The organism is Pseudomonas sp. 30_B (assembly GCF_017491605.1).
In the GTDB taxonomy this organism is placed as follows: domain Bacteria; phylum Pseudomonadota; class Gammaproteobacteria; order Pseudomonadales; family Pseudomonadaceae; genus Pseudomonas.
Genome location: NZ_JAFGYY010000005.1, coordinates 232,921 through 250,005 on the forward strand (window position 1 = coordinate 232,921; position 17,085 = coordinate 250,005).

The 17,085-nt window shown below is 67.3% G+C and carries 15 protein-coding genes and 2 riboswitches; of the genes, 7 read left to right on the forward strand and 8 right to left on the reverse strand.

All coding sequences use genetic code 11. The annotated features are described in order from the left end of the window. Positions 1–58: 58 nt before the first annotated feature. Both J5M67_RS07600 and J5M67_RS07605 read left to right on the forward strand, forming a co-directional pair. Positions 59–778: an OmpW family protein gene (locus tag J5M67_RS07600; protein WP_207884700.1), complete on the forward strand. Its 720-nt coding sequence runs from the start codon at positions 59–61 to the stop codon at positions 776–778. A 57-nt stretch (positions 779–835) separates the two neighbouring features. Further along, positions 836–1,192 carry a SirB2 family protein gene (locus tag J5M67_RS07605; protein ID WP_207884701.1) on the forward strand — a complete coding sequence of 119 codons (357 nt, stop codon included), beginning with the start codon at positions 836–838 and terminating at the stop codon, positions 1,190–1,192. Here J5M67_RS07605 and J5M67_RS07610 read toward each other — a convergent pair. From J5M67_RS07610 to J5M67_RS07625, 4 genes are all read right to left on the reverse strand, one after another. Further along, positions 1,173–2,120 carry an NAD-dependent epimerase/dehydratase family protein gene (locus J5M67_RS07610; RefSeq protein WP_207884702.1) on the reverse strand — a complete coding sequence of 316 codons (948 nt, stop codon included), beginning with the start codon at positions 2,118–2,120 and terminating at the stop codon, positions 1,173–1,175. The genes J5M67_RS07605 and J5M67_RS07610 overlap by 20 nt on opposite strands. Next, entirely contained in the window at positions 2,113–2,997 is an 885-nt protein-coding gene (locus tag J5M67_RS07615) for a sugar nucleotide-binding protein (protein WP_207884703.1), read from the reverse strand. Before J5M67_RS07615 ends, J5M67_RS07610 begins: the two co-directional genes overlap by 8 nt. A 141-nt stretch (positions 2,998–3,138) precedes the next feature. After that, entirely contained in the window at positions 3,139–3,717 is a 579-nt protein-coding gene (locus J5M67_RS07620; protein ID WP_243434556.1) for a DUF934 domain-containing protein, read from the reverse strand. Next, complete coding sequence (locus J5M67_RS07625; RefSeq protein ID WP_207884704.1) at positions 3,714–5,378, reverse strand: nitrite/sulfite reductase; 1,665 nt, start codon at positions 5,376–5,378, stop codon at positions 3,714–3,716. The genes J5M67_RS07620 and J5M67_RS07625 overlap by 4 nt, the downstream gene beginning before the upstream one ends. A gap of 75 nt (positions 5,379–5,453) precedes the next feature. On the opposite strand from J5M67_RS07625, the gene J5M67_RS07630 reads away from it, so the two are divergent. The 3 genes from J5M67_RS07630 (at position 5,454) to mapR (ending at position 8,629) form a co-directional block, all read left to right on the forward strand. Further along, entirely contained in the window at positions 5,454–5,711 is a 258-nt protein-coding gene (locus tag J5M67_RS07630) for a hypothetical protein (protein ID WP_207884705.1), read from the forward strand. Positions 5,712–5,723: 12 nt separating this feature from the next. After that, positions 5,724–7,133, forward strand: coding sequence for a cytochrome c oxidase accessory protein CcoG (gene ccoG, locus J5M67_RS07635; protein WP_207884706.1), 1,410 nt, complete (start codon positions 5,724–5,726; stop codon positions 7,131–7,133). Between the two features lie 86 nt (positions 7,134–7,219). After that, a complete protein-coding gene (mapR, locus tag J5M67_RS07640) occupies positions 7,220–8,629 on the forward strand; it encodes a GntR family transcriptional regulator MpaR (RefSeq protein WP_207884754.1) in 1,410 nt (469 codons plus the stop codon). 338 nt (positions 8,630–8,967) lie between these two features. On the opposite strand, the gene cobM is transcribed toward mapR, so the two are convergent. The 4 genes from cobM to J5M67_RS07660 all read right to left on the reverse strand — a co-directional run bounded on the left by cobM (position 8,968) and on the right by J5M67_RS07660 (position 11,259). Then, positions 8,968–9,714: a precorrin-4 C(11)-methyltransferase gene (cobM, locus tag J5M67_RS07645; protein WP_207884707.1), complete on the reverse strand. Its 747-nt coding sequence runs from the start codon at positions 9,712–9,714 to the stop codon at positions 8,968–8,970. Further along, positions 9,711–10,127, reverse strand: a complete 417-nt coding sequence (locus J5M67_RS07650) for a cobalamin biosynthesis protein (RefSeq protein WP_207884708.1) — start codon at positions 10,125–10,127, stop codon at positions 9,711–9,713. The genes cobM and J5M67_RS07650 overlap by 4 nt, the downstream gene beginning before the upstream one ends. Positions 10,128–10,196: 69 nt before the next feature. Then, a complete protein-coding gene (locus tag J5M67_RS07655; RefSeq protein WP_207884709.1) occupies positions 10,197–10,907 on the reverse strand; it encodes a CbtA family protein in 711 nt (236 codons plus the stop codon). 163 nt (positions 10,908–11,070) lie between these two features. Then, positions 11,071–11,259 (reverse strand): CbtB-domain containing protein, encoded by a 189-nt coding sequence (locus tag J5M67_RS07660; protein ID WP_152219965.1) that lies wholly within the window; start codon positions 11,257–11,259, stop codon positions 11,071–11,073. A 102-nt stretch (positions 11,260–11,361) separates the two neighbouring features. Next, positions 11,362–11,577: riboswitch (cobalamin riboswitch) on the reverse strand. A 71-nt stretch (positions 11,578–11,648) separates the two neighbouring features. Then, positions 11,649–11,844: riboswitch (cobalamin riboswitch) on the forward strand. Positions 11,845–12,078: 234 nt separating this feature from the next. On the opposite strand from J5M67_RS07660, the gene cobW reads away from it, so the two are divergent. Both cobW and cobN read left to right on the forward strand, forming a co-directional pair. Further along, positions 12,079–13,131 (forward strand): cobalamin biosynthesis protein CobW, encoded by a 1,053-nt coding sequence (gene cobW / locus J5M67_RS07665; RefSeq protein WP_207884710.1) that lies wholly within the window; start codon positions 12,079–12,081, stop codon positions 13,129–13,131. Between the two features lie 100 nt (positions 13,132–13,231). Then, positions 13,232–16,963 (forward strand): cobaltochelatase subunit CobN, encoded by a 3,732-nt coding sequence (cobN, locus tag J5M67_RS07670; protein ID WP_207884711.1) that lies wholly within the window; start codon positions 13,232–13,234, stop codon positions 16,961–16,963. The last annotated feature ends 122 nt before the right edge of the window (positions 16,964–17,085 follow it).

Here is a 17,085-nt window from a genome sequence, read left to right on the forward strand (position 1 = left end):
TAGCACTGTCTACTATGATGGGCACCAACACTTATACCAAAGAGATATGGAGCTCATCATGCGCAAGTCCTGGCTCACCACCTCGCTTCTTGCACTCGCCGTCGCAGCCCCCGTCGTGGCCCAGGCTGACACCATCCGTGGACACAAGGCGGGCGACTTCCTTGTTCGCGGCGGTATCGCCACCGTGGCTCCGGACGACAGCAGTTCCGACATCAAGCTCGACGGCGCCAAGGTCAGCGGTACCAAGGCCACCGTCGACAGCGACACCCAGCTGGGCCTGACCTTCGCCTACCTGCTCACCGACAAGATCGGTATCGAGCTGGTGGCCGCCACTCCCTTCAAGCACCAGGTCGACGTCAAGGGCCTGAACAAGGCCACCGGCCTCTCCGGCCTGGACGGCAAGCTCGCTGACGTCAAGCAGCTGCCGCCGACCGTCCTGCTGCAGTACTACCCCATGGGTGGTACCAACTCCGCCTTCCAGCCCTACGGCGGCCTGGGCGTGAACTACACCACCTTCTTCGAGGAAGACCTGGCCAGCAACCGCAAGGACCAGGGCTTCAGCAACCTGAAGCTGCAGGACTCCTGGGGCCTGGCTGCCGAACTGGGCATGGACTACATGCTCAACGAGCACGCCTTCGTCAACGCCGCGGTCTGGTACATGGACATCGATACCAAGGCCAGCGTCGATGGTCCGACCGCCCTGGGCGTTCAGAAGACCAAGGTTGACGTCGACGTAGACCCCTGGGTTTACATGGTCGGTTTCGGCTACCGTTTCTGACGGAGCAAACATGAAAAAGGCGCCCAAGGGCGCCTTTTTCGCTTTCAGGGAACCGGTATGTACCTCGAACTCAAGGCACTGCACGTCAGTCTCGCCATCATCAGCACCGTCCTCTTCCTGCTGCGCCTGGGGCTGAGCTGGTGGGGCAAGCGCCCCTCGGGCTGGCAGCGCGGGCTGCCGCATCTGATCGATACCCTACTGCTGCTCAGCGCCCTGGGCCTGGTGCACCTGGCGATGCCCTGGCCGCTGCCGGTTTGGCTGCAGGCCAAGATCGGCCTGCTGGTGCTCTACATCGTGCTGGCGGCGTTCGCCCTGCGCAGCACTTCGAGGCCGCGCAAGGCCACGCTCAGCGCACTGGCGCTGGGTTCGCTGGCCGGCATCTTCCTGCTGGCGATCAACAAACCCTGGTGGTGATCAGCCGGGCCAGCCCATCCGCCAGCGGCGTGGGCGCGTCCAGCTGGAAGCGCTCGCGCAGGCGGCCATTATTGGCGCGGGAATGGCGGATATCCCCGGCACGCGGTGCAGCGTAGGTGACCTGCGGCAGGCCACCGGTGAGCTTGCCGATTTCGGCCAGCAACTGGTTCAGGCTGGTGGACTGGTCCAGCCCGACGTTGATCGCCGACTCGGTCACGTCCTGCGCCAGCAACGCCTGCACCAGCAACTTGACCAGGTCGCCGACGTAGATGAAATCGCGGGTCTGCTCGCCATCGCCGAACACGGTGATCGGCAGGCCCTGCTCAGCGCGCTGGGCGAAGATGCTGATCACCCCCGAGTAGGGCGACGACGGGTCCTGGCGCGGCCCGTAGACGTTGAAGAAGCGGAAGATCGCCGGCTCCAGGCCGTGCTGGCGGCGATAGAAATCCAGGTAGTACTCGCTCGCCAGCTTGTCCGAGGCGTAGGGCGTCAGCGGCGCCTTGGCGGTGTCCTCGTCGATGGCGGCGCCTTCGCCGTTCTGCCCGTAGACGGCAGCGCTGGAAGCGAACAGCACGCGCTGGATGCCTTCCAGGCGCATGGCCTCGCAGAGGTTCAGGGTGCCGATGAAATTGGCGCGATGAGTGCCCACCGGATCATCCACCGAAGCCTGCACCGACGCGACAGCTGCCAGGTGCGCGACGCCCTGGCATCCGCTGAGCGCGCCACGCAGCGTGGCTTCGTCGGCAACATCGCCAACGATCAGCTCGACGCGGCTGTCGAGGTTCTCGCGCTTGCCGGTGGACAGGTCATCCAGCACCCGCACGGCAAAGCCCCGCGCCAGCAGCGCGTCCGCCAGGTGGGAGCCGATGAAGCCAGCACCTCCGGTGATGAGGATCGGCTGCGCGGAGGGGGAAAGACGTTCAGACATGGCGATAGTAACGATCCAGCAAGGCCGGCAGGCCGGCGCGCCAGGCGCGCGGCTTGATGCCGAAGGTATGGAGAATCTTCTTGCAGGCGAGCACCGCGTGTTGCGGTTCGTCGCTGGCGTCCGGGCGCGCGGCGTGGGCCTGCGGGCTCGGTTCCTGTACGGCCAGGGTATGGAAGGCGCGGGCTTCGCCCAGCACCACCTGGCCCAGCGACAGGGTGGTGGTGGCCTCCAGGCCGCCGTAATGATAGGTGCCCCACAGCGGCGCCTGGCAGTCGAGCTGCTTGAGCACCGAGAGGATGACCCGCGCGGCGTCGTCCACCGGCGTCGGGTTGCCACGGCGGTCGTCGGCGAGGAACAGTACCTGCTCCTTCTCGGCACGTTCGAGGAAGCGACCGAGCGAGCCTTCGAGACTGTCGTCGATCAGCCAGCCGAAGCGCAGCAGCACGTGGCGCGGGCAGGTCGCCCGGACCCACTTCTCCATACGCCACAGCGCCTGGCCACGCGGACCCAGCGGCTGCGGCTCGTCCTTCTCGCTGTAGGCGGTGGCGCGGGCGCCGTCGAACACGCGGTAGCTGGAGGGCTGGATCAGCAGGATTTCGTGGTGCTGGCAGAGTTCGGCCAGACGCTCCACCGCGCGCTCCTGGCTGGCCAGGCGAGCGTCGCTGACGCTTTCGGCCTGGAACCAGTCGAAGTAGTAGGCGAGGTTGATCACCGCGTCGGGGCGGGTTTCGTCCAGCAGGACGGTGAGGCTGGAAGCGTCCCAGCCCCCTTCGGGCGGCCGGGGGGCGAGGAAGCCGATGTCTTCCTCGGCGCCCAGGCGGATCAGCGCCTGTCCAAGGGCATTACCGCCGCCCAACAGCATCAGGCGCATGCGCATAGTCTGGGGTCACTCGAATCCATGGGTTAGCGCCGGCGCGCACGGGCGCCGGAGGGTGATGACCGCATTTTTCCTGCGCCCCGGCACAGCGTCAAGCGCGGTCGACCCGCTGCAGGCTCGGCCATCCGTGGCCAAAGGCCCTCAGGAGCGGCGGCGGAACAGCGGGCGCGGCTCGATCACCGAGCGGCCGTAGAGCACGCTGAGGCCCGCCAGGCCCTTCAGCGCGTCCTCCACCGACTTGTCCTCGCGCACGGCGAAGGCATCGAAACCGCACTGGCGCATGTGCGCCAACTGGTCGCGCAGCACATCGCCCACCGCGCGCAACTCGCCGCGCCAGCCCAGACGGCTACGCAGCAGGTAGGCCAGGCTGTAGCCACGCCCGTCGCGGAAGCTGGGGAAGTCGATGGCGATAAGCGAAAGTTCATCGAGTCGGCCAACCAACCGCTGGGGATCATCATCCGGCCCCAGCCACACGCCCTGCTTTTGTAGGAGCGAGCTTGCTCGCGAACCGCCCAGCTCTTCAGTTGCCGGGGAATTCTGTTCGCGAGCAGTAACGATGGCGTCCCCCTCGCTCCTACAGGAAGCACCGTTCAACCATGTTTCCAGTGGCAGGATCAGGTTTCCGCGCGGCAGCTCTTCCGGCACTTCACGCAGCAACTCCCAAGTATCGTCCGGCACCAGCTCCGCCACACCGTCCCGCAGACGAATCAGGCTCTTCATGCCGGCACCTCCGCCTGGCGATAGACCCGCGCCTTGAACGGCTCCAGGCCGATGCGCTCCACCGTCTCGACGAAGCGTTCACCGGCGCCGCGCTGCTCCACATAGGTCTGCACCAGCGCCTCGATCACGTCCGGTACCTCGGCGGCGCTAAACGACGGGCCGATCACCTTGCCCAGCGCACTCTTCACGCCCTGCGCACCGCCCAGGGTGATCTGGTACCACTCGCTGCCGTTCTTATCGACGCCGAGGATGCCGATGTTACCGATGTGGTGGTGGCCACAGGCGTTCATGCAGCCGGAGATGTTCAGGCTGAGGTCGCCCAGGTCGTGCAGGTAGTCGAGATCCTCGAAGCGCTGCTGGATGCCCTGGGCGATGGGGATCGACTTGGCGTTGGCCAGCGCGCAGAAATCGCCGCCGGGGCAGGCGATGATGTCGGTCAGCAGGCCCTGGTTCGGCGTGCCCAGGCTGGCCTCGCAGGCCTCCAGCCAGAGCGCGTGGAGGTCGGACTTGCGCACATCCGGCAGCACCAGGTTCTGTTCGTGGGCAACGCGGATTTCACCGAAGCCGAAACGCTCGGCCCACTCCGCCACGCGTTCCATCTGTGACGCGGTGACATCCCCCGGCGGCGCTTCGGCGCCCGGCTTGGTGGAGAGCACCACGCTGGCGTAGCCGAGCACGCGGTGCGGGCGCACATTGCGCGAAACCCAGCGGGCGAACGCCGCGTCGGCGGCCAATGCGCTGCCATAAGCGAGCTCATCGGCAGCCGGATAGACCGGCGGATCGAAGGCAGCAGCCACCCGCTCGTATTCATCGCGCGTCAGCTGCGCCTCGCCGTCGCGCAGGTGCTGCCACTCCTCTTCCACTTCGCGGGAGAAGGCCTCGATGCCCAGCGCCTTCACCAGGATCTTGATCCGCGCCTTGTACTTGTTGTCGCGCCGGCCGTGGCGGTTGTACACGCGCAGAATGGCCTCGACGTAGGACAGCAGATGCTGCCAGGGCAGCTCGTCGCGAATCACCTGGCCGAGCATCGGCGTGCGCCCCAGCCCGCCACCCACCAGCACCCTCAGGCGCAGTTCGCCGTCCTCGGCGCGGCGCAGGTAGAGGCCGATGTCATGCATCATCACCGCCGCGCGGTCTTCCTCGGCGGCGCAGATCGCGATCTTGAACTTGCGCGGCAGGAAGAGGAATTCGGGGTTCACCGTCGACCACTGGCGGAGGATTTCCGCCAGTGGTCGCGGGTCGAGGAATTCGTCGGCGGCGACACCGGCGAAGGCCTCGGTGGTGATGTTGCGCACGCAGTTGCCGGAGGTCTGGATGGCGTGCATCTCGACATCCGCCAGGCGTTCGAGGATGTCCGGCACGCGTTCCAGCTCCACCCAGTTGAACTGGATGTTCTGCCGCGTGGTGAAGTGGCCGTAGCCGCGGTCATGCTCGCGGGCGATCCAGGCCAGGATGCGCATCTGCTCGCTGGACAGGGTTCCGTAGGGAATCGCGACGCGCAGCATATAGGCGTGCTTCTGCAGGTACAGGCCGTTCTGCAGGCGCAGCGGCAGGAATTCCTCTTCGCTCAGCTCATCACTCAGGCGCCGTTGCACCTGGTCGCGGAACTGCGCCACCCGTTCGCGCACCAGGGCGCGGTCGTAATCATCGTATCGGTACATCGCCAGGCCACCTTCGGACATCGCGTGGCCGCCTGCTTCTGTCGTCGGGCGCACCACTTCACGGATGACCGAACTATGGCCGGCGCCTGGTGTGCAAAACAGCGGCAGATCGCAGCGGAAAAACCAGATCAGATGAGCCGTAAACCCACTTCGGCGGGCCTGCGACCGGTTGCCGCAACAGGCACTATCACGCCCTCCGTCGAGACGCGCGCCAAGTCCCGTGGCGCTGCGGCGCGGGGCATTTTTCACCATCTGATATGGTTTTTTCCGGCGAACCTGAATCTGTTTCGGGTGCAGACGGATTCGTACAGTCGCGGCGCCTCTTCCGCCTGATGGGCCACGACAATGAGCGAACGAATCCCCGCGAAGGTCATCGAGATCGACGCACCGCAACGTTTCACCCCTCTACCCAAGCCGCTGTCGGCGGTGACCCCGACGGTCTACACCAAGCGCTTCGCCGGGCGCTTCCGCGACCTGCGGCGCCTGGGCGGCGGCCTGCTGTTCCTGCTGTTCTTCGGCACCCTGTGGCTGAACTGGAACGGCCGCCAGGCGGTGCTCTGGGACCTGCCCGAGCGCAAGTTCTACATCTTCGGCGCGACCTTCTGGCCGCAGGATTTCATCCTGCTCTCGGCGATCCTGATCATCGCCGCCTTCGGCCTGTTCTTCATCACGGTGTTCGCCGGCCGCGTGTGGTGCGGCTACACCTGCCCGCAAAGCGTGTGGACCTGGATCTTCATGTGGGCCGAGCAGGTCACCGAGGGCGACCGCAACCAGCGCATGAAGCGCGACGCCGGCCCGGCCAGCGCCGAGAAGGTGCTGCGCAAAGGCGCCAAGCACGGCCTCTGGCTGCTGATCAGCCTGGTCACGGCGATCACCTTCATCGGCTACTTCACCCCGGTGCGACCGCTGGTGGCCGATCTGTTCACGCTCAAACTCGACCTGGAAAGCACCTTCTGGGTCGCCTTCTTCGCCGCCGCCACCTACGCCAACGCCGGCTGGCTGCGCGAGCAGGTGTGCATCCACATGTGCCCGTACTCGCGCTTCCAGAGCGTGATGTTCGACAAGGACACCCTGATCATTTCCTACGACGCGGCGCGCGGTGAGTCCCGCGGTGCGCGCAAGAAGGACGCCGATCCCAAGGCCCTCGGCCTGGGCGACTGCATCGACTGCCAGCAGTGCGTACAGGTCTGCCCCACCGGCATCGACATCCGCGACGGCCTGCAGATCGCCTGTATCGGCTGCGCTGCCTGCATCGACGCCTGCGATTCGGTGATGGACAAGATGGGCTACGACCGCGGCCTGGTGCGCTACACCTCCGAGCGCGCGCTGGAAGGCGGCAAGACTCACCTGCTGCGCCCGCGCCTGGTCGGCTACGCGGCGGTGCTGCTGGTGATGATCGGCGCCTTCGTCTGGGCACTGGAAGCACGGCCGCTGATCAACCTCGACGTCGCCCGCGACCGTGGCCTGTTCCGCGAGAACGCCGCCGGCGAGATCGAGAACATCTACAACCTCAAGCTGATCAACAAGACCCAGCAGCCGCAGCATTACCAGCTGAGCCTCGCCGACGGCTCCGGCTACCGCCTGCAGGGCGTGCCGGAGCTGACGCTGCAGCCGGGCGAGATCCGCGACTTCGCCGTCTCGGTGGCAAGCCTGGCGCAGAGCAGCGCCGGGGGATCGGTACCGCTGCACTTCAGGGTCAGTGACGGCAACGAGACCATCGACGCCGCCAGCACCTTCGTCTCGCCGAGGCGCTGAGCATGGCACGGGAGCTTGGCGTGACCTCGGCGCAGCGCCTAGAGTGGGCGGATTCTTCCGCCCCCCAGGCCGCCGTGCAGGACAAGATGAAGCGCTACGAGAAATTCGCCGATGAGATCGCCGGCCTGATCCGCAGCGGCGTGCTCGCCCCCGGCCAGAAAGTCCCCTCGGTGCGGCATGCCAGCCGCACCTACGGGGTCAGCGCCTCCACCGTGTTCCAGGCCTATTACCTGCTGGAGGATCGTGGGCTGATCGTCGCCCGCGCGCGTTCGGGCTACTTCGTCCGCGAGCACGTGCAGCGCGCCCTGGCCGAGCCAGACATCGCCCGCCACGACGCGCAGACCACTGAGGTGGATGTCAGCGAGCTGGTGTTCTCGGTGCTCAGCTCGATCAAGGACCCGGATACCGTGCCCTTCGGCTCGGCCTTCCCGGCCCCGGAACTGTTCCCGCTGCCGCGCCTGGCGCGCTCCATGGCCCACGCCGTGCGCGACATGGACCCGCGCTCGGTGGTCGCCGACCTCGCCCCCGGCAGCCACGCGCTGCGCCGGCAGATCGCCCTGCGCTACATGGTCGGCGGCATGCCGCTGCCGGTGGAGGAACTGGTGGTCACCAACGGCGCGCTGGAAGCGCTGAACCTTTGCCTGCAGGTGGTCACCCAGCCGGGCGATTTGGTCGCCATCGAGGCGCCGGCCTTCTATGCCAGCCTGCAGGTACTCGAACGCCTGAAGCTGAAAGCGGTGGAAATCCCCGTGCACCCGCGCGAGGGCATCGACCTGGACGTGCTCGCCGACAGTCTCGCGCGCCTGCCGATCAAGGCCTGCTGGTTCATGAGCAACTTCCAGAACCCGCTGGGCGCGAGCATGGCCGAGGACAAGAAGCGCGCCCTCGCCGCGCTGCTGGCCCAGCACCAGGTGCCGCTGATCGAGGACGACGTCTACGCCGAGCTGTACTTCGCCGCCCAGGCGCCCAAGCCGGTGAAGGCCTTCGACAGCGAAGGGCTGGTGATGCACTGCAGTTCCTTCTCCAAGAGCCTGGCGCCGGGCTACCGGGTCGGCTGGGTCGCCGGCGGGCGCTACGCCGAGCAGATCGAGCGGCTCAAGCTGATGACCAGCCTGTCCGCCTCGGTACCGGCCCAGGCAGCCATTGCCGACTACCTGCAGCACGGCGGCTACGACCGCCACCTGCGCAAGCTGCGCCACGCCCTGGAAAGCCAGCAGCACGCGATGCTCGCCGCCGTGGCCCGGCACTTCCCCGCCGCCACCCGCGTCACGCGGCCCAGCGGCGGCTACTTCCTGTGGCTGGAACTGCCCGAGCACATCGACGCGCTCAAGCTGTTCCAGCTCGCCCATGCCCAGGGCATCAGCCTCGCGCCGGGGCCGATATTCTCCGCCACCAGACGCTTCGGCCACTGCCTGCGCCTGAACTACGGCCACCCCTGGACCGCGACCAGCGAACAGGCCATGGAAACCCTCGGGCGGATCATTCATTCCTTGTAGGGCAAGTGCTGAAGAACTGATCCGCACATTCGGAAACCTTCTGTACCTGTGCGGCAAGTTGCCGCAGGAATAGTCTGTCAGGCAGGAAACCCGGACGAGGGAAGCTGCCATGGATACGGAAGGCCTGATGATCCTGCTGACGGTGTGCGCCGCGCTTGGGGTGCACCTGTGGGTACGCTGGTACCTGCGGCGCGGGATGCTGCCGCGCTCGGATGAGTGGCGGGCCTGAACGGCTCTTCGTAGGAGCGAGCTTGCTCGCGAACGGCCCAGCTCTAGTGCCTCCAGGAAACTCTGTTCGCGAGCAAGCTCGCTCCTACAGGAAGCAAAAAGCCCACGCTCTACGGCCGATACAGGTGCGCATGCCCCGCGCTGTACAGCGATGAATCGGCAAAGCCCTCCGCTCCCAGCACCTTGCCCACCAGGATCAGCGCCGTGCGTCGGAAGCCCTTGGCCTCTGCCTTGGGCAGGATATCGCCCAACGTGCCCGTGACCTGGTCCTGGTCCGGCCAGCTGGCGCGATGGATCACCGCGATGGGGCAGTCCGCGCCGTAGTGCGGCAGCAGCTCGGCGACGATGTTCGCCAGTTGGCCGACACCCAGGTGAATCGCCAGCGTCGCGCGATGCTGCGCCAGCTCCGCGAGTGATTCACCCTCGGGCATGCGCGTCCTGCTCGCATAGCGGGTGAGGATCAATGTCTGGGAGATGTCCGGCAGAGTCAGCTCGCAACCCAGAATCGCCGCGCAGGCGGAAGTCGCGGTGACGCCGGGAATGATCTCGTAGGGAATGCCGCTCTCGCGCAGATGGCGAATTTGCTCGCCAATGGCGCCAAACAGTGACGGATCGCCCGAGTGGACCCGCGCCACATCCTTGCCGTCAGCATGAGCCTGCGCGAGCAACGCGACTATCTCGTCCAAGTGCAGCTCGGCGGTATTCACCACACGCTCGGCGCTGTGCCCGTCCAGCACCGCCGGCGGCACCAGCGAGCCAGCGTAGAGGATCACCGGGCACGAGCGGATCAGCCGCAGCCCCTTGACCGTGATGAGTTCGGGATCGCCGGGGCCGGCGCCGATGAAGTAGACCGTCATGGCTGCTCCTGTCCGGATTCGACGGGGATGAAGGCCAGCGCGCAGGTGGCGTGCTCGCTGCGGCGCTTGCCCACCAGCAGGCGCGCGGAGGCGCCGCCCTGGGCTTCGGCCTGCAATAACGCGGCGGCTTCGGCGATGCTGGCGCTGCCAGTAGCCGCGCGCACCCCTTCCGAGGGCTGGTCCAGGTGCTTCTCGCAGGCCGCCAGTTGCTGCGGTGTGAACAGCACCAGCGGCAAGTCGAGGGCCGCAGCCAAGGCGGTCAAACCCTCTTCGTCAGCCTTCAGCGTGGCGCTCGCCAGCGCCGTGAGGTTCGACTCATCGAGCCCGGCTTCTGCCAGGGTGTCCTGCAGCAGCGCACGCAGCTCGTCGAGCGAGCAGCCCCGGCGACAACCAAGGCCGGCAACCAGCGTCATCGTCACTCTCCTTGAATGAAAAACCCCGCAGTCGGCCGGGCCGGCTGCGGGGTCGAGCATAGCGGTGAATCAGGCCGAGGGGGCGAAACGGCGGAACAGCCAGGCGGCGACCAGGCCCAGGGCCCCCCAGAACACCGCGTTGGTGACCAGAGACGCGACGATGAACTCATGGGCGAGGCTTTCCGGCGCCAGGCTGGAATGCACTTCCGGCTGCGGCGCGCCGATTACGTGCGGCACCACCAGCAGCGCCAGGCCGACGATGCGCAGCGCCCAGTGGCGCCCGAACACCAGCAGGGCGAGGCCGGCGGCGGTGGCGGCGGCGGTGCCGATCCACCAGGTCTGCCGAAGGGCGAGGTCCGCCGCGGCGGTGCCGGGGACTTCCGGCGGCAGGCCGAGGGACGGTGCGAGGGTGAACACGGCGAAACCGGCCAGGCCCCAGAGCAGGCCCTCGGAGGTCTTGCCCGGCTCGCGCAGGGTGAACAGGCCGGCCAGCATCAGCGCGAAGCCCACCGCGACCACCAGGTTGCCGCCGGTGGTGGAGAGGATGCGCTGCCAGCCATCTTCCGGTTCCCAGGCTTCCGCGTCATGGTGATGTCCGGCGGCGGCGCCATCGGCGTGCTCGTGGCTGTGCTCCTCGACCAGCGCGGCGGCCGGCTCCGATTTCTCATAGGTTTCCGCCTTGAGGATCAGCGGGGACACCCACAGCAGTTGGACCACGGTCAGCACCAGCGCCGCGATCAGACCGGCGAAACCGGCGGTCTGGGCGATACGTTTGATCATTTTTTCCTTTCCTTTCCTTTCCGGACTCTCGAATCGAGCGAGCTAGAGCCAGGCAAGGCGGAGGATCGCCGGGGACGCGGAGTTGACTGCAGTCAATGAGCAGTCCACGGCGATACTCCAACGCAGCCTGGCCGACGCGCAGCCGATTGAAATCAGAACCGCATTAGTGGCAGGGGAAGCCCGCACTATGACGAGTATCGTGAGCGGCGTTGTGCACCGCTTCCAGATGCGAGAAACCGGCGAAATACACCAGCAGCGCACCGAGCAGGCTGGCGCCGACGGCCAGGCTGATGCGCTTGGAAAGGGGGATGGAAGTGCTCGACGCCTGTTGCGCCAGGATGCTGCTGGACATGAACGTTCCCTCTGAAACTTGAGTAGAGAACGCAGAGGTTGAACGCATTCGAACGCGCCAATCGGTCGCGCCACGGCCTGCGCCCGCCCACCGCGGGTTTGCCAAAAACGAAGGATTCCAGGCCGGTCTCCGGGCTTGCGATGTCGGCCGATGCGGCCGGGCGGGTCAGCCTTCCCATGCGCGAGCACAGTGGCTACCGATGACCCTTCAATCGCTTACCGTTGCGGGGGCAGCGCCGGACTTGTCCTTGCGGACGCACCGGCTTCCCGTTTCACCTCGCGCACGACGGCGCGAGACACCTGAAACCGCGTTAGCTGACCACGAAGCCCCGCGAGCGTCAACCGCGCGGCAACCGATCCCCGGCGATTGACCGCCCCGCCATCGCTGCGTAGCCTTCTGCCCTTCGAGGTTCTCCGGCACTGGCCGGAGCTAAGAGGGAACGTGGAAATCTTCGGATGCGCCACGGCTGCCCCCGCAACTGTGAACAGCCTGTCTCTTCACGCGCCACTGCCGATTCGGGCGGGAAGGCGAGGAGACAACAATGGGCTGTGAGCCAGGAGACCTGCCTCGTGACTGGTTTTCGATCTGCTGCGCGTCGGCCATGCTGCGTTGGAGGATCGTCGGGGACTGCTCATTGACTACAGTCAACTCCGCGTCCCCGACGATCCTCCGCCTTGCCTGGCTCTAGCTCGCGAGATCCAGAACGAGTTCGTTATCAACAGACAACCGGGCGGGGTGATCCGGTGGCGACCTTCGTTGCGCGGCGAACCCGCGCGCGCGCCCTTCATCCGCCTTCAAACTTTCGCTTGCGAGGCGCGCATGAAAACCCTGGCCAAACTCCCCGTCACCATCGTCACCGGCTTCCTCGGTGCCGGTAAGACCACCCTGCTCCGCCACATGCTGGACAACGCCGAAGGCCGCCGCATCGCGGTGATCGTCAACGAATTCGGCGAGCTGGGCATCGACGGCGAAATCCTCAAGCAGTGCTCCATCGGTTGCAGCGAAGAAGAAGCGGTCGGCCGCGTCTTCGAACTGGCCAACGGCTGCCTGTGCTGCACCGTGCAGGAAGAGTTCTTCCCGGTGATGCGCGAGCTGGTGGCGCGCCGGGGCGACCTCGACCAGATCCTCATCGAGACCTCCGGCCTGGCCCTGCCCAAGCCGCTGGTGCAAGCCTTCCAGTGGCCGGAAATCCGCAACGCCTGCACTGTCGACGCGGTGATCACCGTGGTCGACAGCCCCGCCGTGGCCGCCGGCACCTTCGCCGCCCACCCCGAGCAGGTGGACGAGCAGCGCAAGCAGGACCCGAACCTGGACCACGAATCGCCGCTGCACGAACTCTTCGAAGACCAGCTGGCCAGCGCCGACCTGGTGGTGCTGAACAAGGCCGACCTGCTGGATGCCGATGCGCTGGCCCGTGTACGCGCCGAAGTCGCAGACGAACTGCCGCCGGCGGTGAAGATCGTCGAAGCCAGTTCCGGCCAGCTGCCGCTCTCGGTGCTGCTGGGCCTGAACGCCGAGGCCGAGCTGCATATCGATAGCCGCCCCACTCATCACGACCACGAAGGCCATGAAGACCACGACCATGACGAGTTCGACTCCTTCCACGTCGACCTGCCGGAAGTGGAAGAGCGCGCCCTGCTCGATGCGCTGAACGCCCTGGTCGAGCGCCACGCCGTGCTGCGCATCAAGGGCTTCGTCGCCATCCCCGGCAAGCCCATGCGTCTGCTGGTGCAAGGCGTCGGCAAGCGCTTCGACAAGCACTTCGACCGCGCCTGGCGCAGCGACGAAACCCGCGGCACCCGCCTGGTGGTGATCGGCCAGGAACTGGACCAGGCCACCATCAGCAACGAGCTGCGTACCGCCCTGACTTGATGACTTCGTAGGGTGGCATGGAGCGCAGCGATACCCACCACCCATGATGGGTATCGCAAGCTCCACCCATCCTACAAACAGCCCAAACCGAGCACGCCTCATGCATCTGCTGCGCACCCAACCCGGCGGCTTCATCCCCGACGACGGCATCGCCCACTTGGCCCAGACGCCCGCCGAGCTGGTGATCCTCTGCAGCGGCGACTCGCACCTGGCGCTGCTCGCCGAGGCCGCCCGCGATCTGCCGGAGGACTATCCGAGCCTGCGCCTGGCCAACCCCATGCAGCTGCAGAACCACGCCTCGGTGGACCTCTACGTCGACGAGGTGCTACGGCACGCCAAGGTCATCCTGATCTCGGTGCACGGCGGCGTCGGCTACTGGCGCTATGGCATGGAGCAGCTGGAAGCGCTGGCCGAGCGCGGCGCCACGCTGATCGCGGTGCCCGGCGACGACAAACCCGACCCCGAACTCAGCGCCCTGTGCAGCGTCGCGCCGGCGGACGCCGAGCGCCTCTGGCAGTACCTGCGCCAGGGCGGCATGGACAACGCCCGGCAGTTCTTCGCCTGCCTGGCCAACCGTCACCTGCAGCGCGCCTACACCTGGAGCGAACCCCGGACGCTGCCGCGCGTGGCGGTCTATCACCCGCACGTCGGCAGTTGCGATCTCGCCCACTGGCAGGCCGACTGGAACCCCGAGTGTCCGGTCGCCGCGCTGCTGTTCTACCGCACGCACCTGCAGGCCGCGAACACCGGCTTCATCGACACCTTCTGCGAACGCCTGCAGGCCCAGGGCATCAACCCGCTGCCCATTGCCGTGGCCAGCCTCAAGGAAACCGCCTGCCTGGAGGCGGTGGAAAACCTGCTGGATGCCGCCGACGCCGAGCTGATCATCAACACCACCGGCTTCGCCCAGTCGAACCCGGAAGCACCACAAGACCGGCCCTTCAGACGCGACGTGCCGGTGCTGCAAGCCATCTGCTCGCTGGACAACTTCGACCTCTGGCGTGCCAACCCGCAGGGCCTCGGCCCACGCGACCTGGCCATGCACATCGCACTGCCGGAACTGGACGGCCGCATCATCACCCGGCCGATCAGCTTCAAGGGCCTGGCCTGGCGCAGCGAGCGCAGCCAGAGCGATGTGGTCTGCTACCTGCCGCACTTGCCGGGGATGGACTTCGTCGCCGAGCTGGCGCGGCGCTGGATGCTGCTCTCACGCAAGGCCAACGCCGACAAACGCGTGGCGCTGATCCTGGCCAATTACCCGACCCGCGACGGACGCATCGGCAACGGTGTCGGCCTCGACACGCCGGCCGCCGCATTGAACATCCTGCGTGCGCTGGAGGCTCAGGGTTACCCGGTCGCCGGCCTGCCCGACTCCGGCACGGCGCTGATCCAGCAATTGCTCGGCGGCGTCAGCAACGACCTCGACAGCCTCGACCTGCGCCCCTGCGCGCAGAGCCTGGCGCTGGACGACTACCTCGCTTGCTTCGCGCGCCTGCCCGCAGCGAACCAGCAAGCGGTGCGCGAACGCTGGGGCGAGCCGCAGCAGGACCCGATGTTCCGCAGCGGCCGCATGATGGTCGCCGGCCTGCGCCTGGGCCTCGGCTTCGTCGGCATCCAGCCGGCGCGCGGCTACCAGCTCGACGCCGCGGCGATCTATCACGACCCGTCGCTGGTGCCGCCCCACGGCTACCTCGCGTTCTACTTCTGGCTGCGCGAGGCGTTCGGCGCCGACGCGGTGATCCACGTCGGCAAGCACGGCAACCTCGAATGGCTGCCGGGCAAGGGCGTCGGGCTCTCCGAGGAATGCTGGCCGGACGCGATCCTCGGCCCGCTACCGAACCTCTACCCCTTCATCGTCAACGACCCCGGCGAAGGCGCGCAGGCCAAGCGCCGAGCCCAGGCGGTGATCATCGACCACCTGATGCCGCCGCTGACCCGCGCGGAAAACTACGGCCCGCTACGCGACCTCGAACGCCTGGCCGACGAGTACTACGACGCCTCCCTGCTTGACCCGCGCCGCGCCAACGAGCTGCGCGGCGACATCCTCACGCTGGTGCGCGACACTGCGCTGGAGCGCGAGCTGGGCCTGCAGCTGAGCGACGACCCGGAAAGCTGGCTGCCGCAGCTGGACGCCTACCTCTGCGACCTCAAGGAATCGCAGATTCGCGATGGGCTGCATGTGTTCGGCGAATCGCCGGTGGGTGAGCTGCGCCGCGACACGCTGCTGTCGCTGGTGCGCATCCCGCGCGGCGACGGGCGCGGCGGCAACGCCAGCCTGCTGCGCACGCTGGGCGAGGATCTGCAACTGGGCCGCGACCCGCTGGACGAAGCTTTCGCCGAACCCTGGGAAGGTCCGCGCCCGGACGTGCTGCTCGCCGTGAGCGACGAACCCTGGCGCAGCAACGGCGACACCCGCGAGCGCCTGGAGCTGTTCGCCCTGCGCCTGATCGACGGCCTCGCCGGCGCACCGGGAAGCGCCAGCGCCGCAGTCCTCGCACAACTTCACCAGCAGATCGCACCGACCCTGGACGCCTGCGGCGCCAGCGAAATCGGCCACCTGCTCGCCGGTCTCGATGGCCGCTTCGTCCCGCCCGGCCCCAGCGGCGCGCCCAGCCGCGGCCGGGTCGACGTGCTGCCCACCGGGCGCAACTTCTTCACCGTGGACGTGCGCAACCTGCCCACGCCCACCGCCTTCCGCCTGGGCTTCCAGTCCGCCAGCCGGCTGCTCGAACGCCACCTGCAGGACCACGGCGACCACCTGCGTCAACTCGGCCTGTCGGTGTGGGGCACGGCGACCATGCGCACCGGCGGCGACGACATCGCCCAGGCCCTCGCGCTGCTCGGCGTACGCCCGGTGTGGCAAGCCGGCAGCCAGCGCGTGGAAGACTTCGAGATCCTGCCGATCACCCTGCTCGACCGCCCGCGGGTCGACGTGACGCTGCGCGTCTCGGGCTTCTTCCGCGATGCCTTCGCCAACCTGATCCGCCTGTTCGACGCCGCCGTGCAGGCCGTCGCCGCGCTGGATGAGCCGGATGACCTGAACCCGCTGGCCGCTCGTGTGCGGGCTGATCAGGCACGCCTGCAAGCCGAGGGATTGGCGCTTGATGAAGCCCGCCGCCAGGCCGGTTGGCGCATCTTCGGTGCCCAGCCCGGTGCGTACGGCGCCGGCGTGCAGGGCGTGATCGAGTCACGCCAGTGGGACAGCCGCGCCGACCTCGCCGAGGCCTACCTGAACTGGGGCGGCTACGCCTACGGCGCCAGCGACGACGGCACGCCGGCGCGCGAACGCTTCGCCCAACGCCTGTCCGGCCTGCAGGCGGTGCTGCACAACCAGGACAACCGCGAGCACGACATCCTCGATTCCAACGATTACTACCAGTTCCAGGGCGGCATGCTCGCCGCCGCCGAGGTCATCCAGGGGCAGCATCTCGCCAGCTACCACGGCGACCACAGCCAGCCGGACAACCCGCGCATCCGCACCCTCAAGGAAGAGCTCGGCCGCGTGGTGCGCTCCCGCGCCGTGAACCCGAAGTGGATAGCCGGCATGAAGCGCCACGGCTACAAGGGCGCCTTCGAACTGGCCGCGACGGTGGACTACCTGTTCGCCTTCGACGCCACCAGCGAACTGGTGGACGACCACCAGTACTGCCTGCTGGCCGACGCCTACCTGCTGGACGACGACACCCGCGAATTCATCCGCCAGCACAACCCCGAAGCCCTGCGCGACATCGCCGAGCGCCTGGTGGAGGCGCAGCAGCGCGGGTTGTGGGAGGAGCCGGGGGAGTACCGGGAGACGCTGGAGAACCTGCTGGTGGACAGCGAGGAGCAGTGAGGGATATCCAGCTTTCGTAGGAGCGGACTCCGTCCGCGATGGCGTCCAGCGCGATGCAGCCCCTTCGCAGACGGAGTCCGCTCCTACACAAAGCCGCCCTACACTCGCGGTCGAGCTCCACG

Excerpts from the sequence above, each read along its gene's own strand:
- mapR (WP_207884754.1), top strand. The coding sequence starts at position 7,220 with ATGAAGCGCTACGAGAAATTCGCCGATGAGATCGCCGGCCTGATCCGC.
- J5M67_RS07650 (WP_207884708.1), bottom strand. The coding sequence starts at position 10,127 with ATGACGCTGGTTGCCGGCCTTGGTTGTCGCCGGGGCTGCTCGCTCGAC.
- J5M67_RS07660 (WP_152219965.1), bottom strand. The coding sequence starts at position 11,259 with ATGTCCAGCAGCATCCTGGCGCAACAGGCGTCGAGCACTTCCATCCCC.
- cobW (WP_207884710.1), top strand. The coding sequence starts at position 12,079 with ATGAAAACCCTGGCCAAACTCCCCGTCACCATCGTCACCGGCTTCCTC.
- J5M67_RS07600 (WP_207884700.1), top strand. The coding sequence starts at position 59 with ATGCGCAAGTCCTGGCTCACCACCTCGCTTCTTGCACTCGCCGTCGCA.
- J5M67_RS07610 (WP_207884702.1), bottom strand. The coding sequence starts at position 2,120 with ATGTCTGAACGTCTTTCCCCCTCCGCGCAGCCGATCCTCATCACCGGA.
- J5M67_RS07605 (WP_207884701.1), top strand. The coding sequence starts at position 836 with ATGTACCTCGAACTCAAGGCACTGCACGTCAGTCTCGCCATCATCAGC.
- J5M67_RS07615 (WP_207884703.1), bottom strand. The coding sequence starts at position 2,997 with ATGCGCATGCGCCTGATGCTGTTGGGCGGCGGTAATGCCCTTGGACAG.
- J5M67_RS07625 (WP_207884704.1), bottom strand. The coding sequence starts at position 5,378 with ATGTACCGATACGATGATTACGACCGCGCCCTGGTGCGCGAACGGGTG.
- J5M67_RS07620 (WP_243434556.1), bottom strand. The coding sequence starts at position 3,717 with ATGAAGAGCCTGATTCGTCTGCGGGACGGTGTGGCGGAGCTGGTGCCG.
- cobN (WP_207884711.1), top strand. The coding sequence starts at position 13,232 with ATGCATCTGCTGCGCACCCAACCCGGCGGCTTCATCCCCGACGACGGC.
- J5M67_RS07655 (WP_207884709.1), bottom strand. The coding sequence starts at position 10,907 with ATGATCAAACGTATCGCCCAGACCGCCGGTTTCGCCGGTCTGATCGCG.
- J5M67_RS07630 (WP_207884705.1), top strand. The coding sequence starts at position 5,454 with ATGGCCGGCGCCTGGTGTGCAAAACAGCGGCAGATCGCAGCGGAAAAA.
- ccoG (WP_207884706.1), top strand. The coding sequence starts at position 5,724 with ATGAGCGAACGAATCCCCGCGAAGGTCATCGAGATCGACGCACCGCAA.
- cobM (WP_207884707.1), bottom strand. The coding sequence starts at position 9,714 with ATGACGGTCTACTTCATCGGCGCCGGCCCCGGCGATCCCGAACTCATC.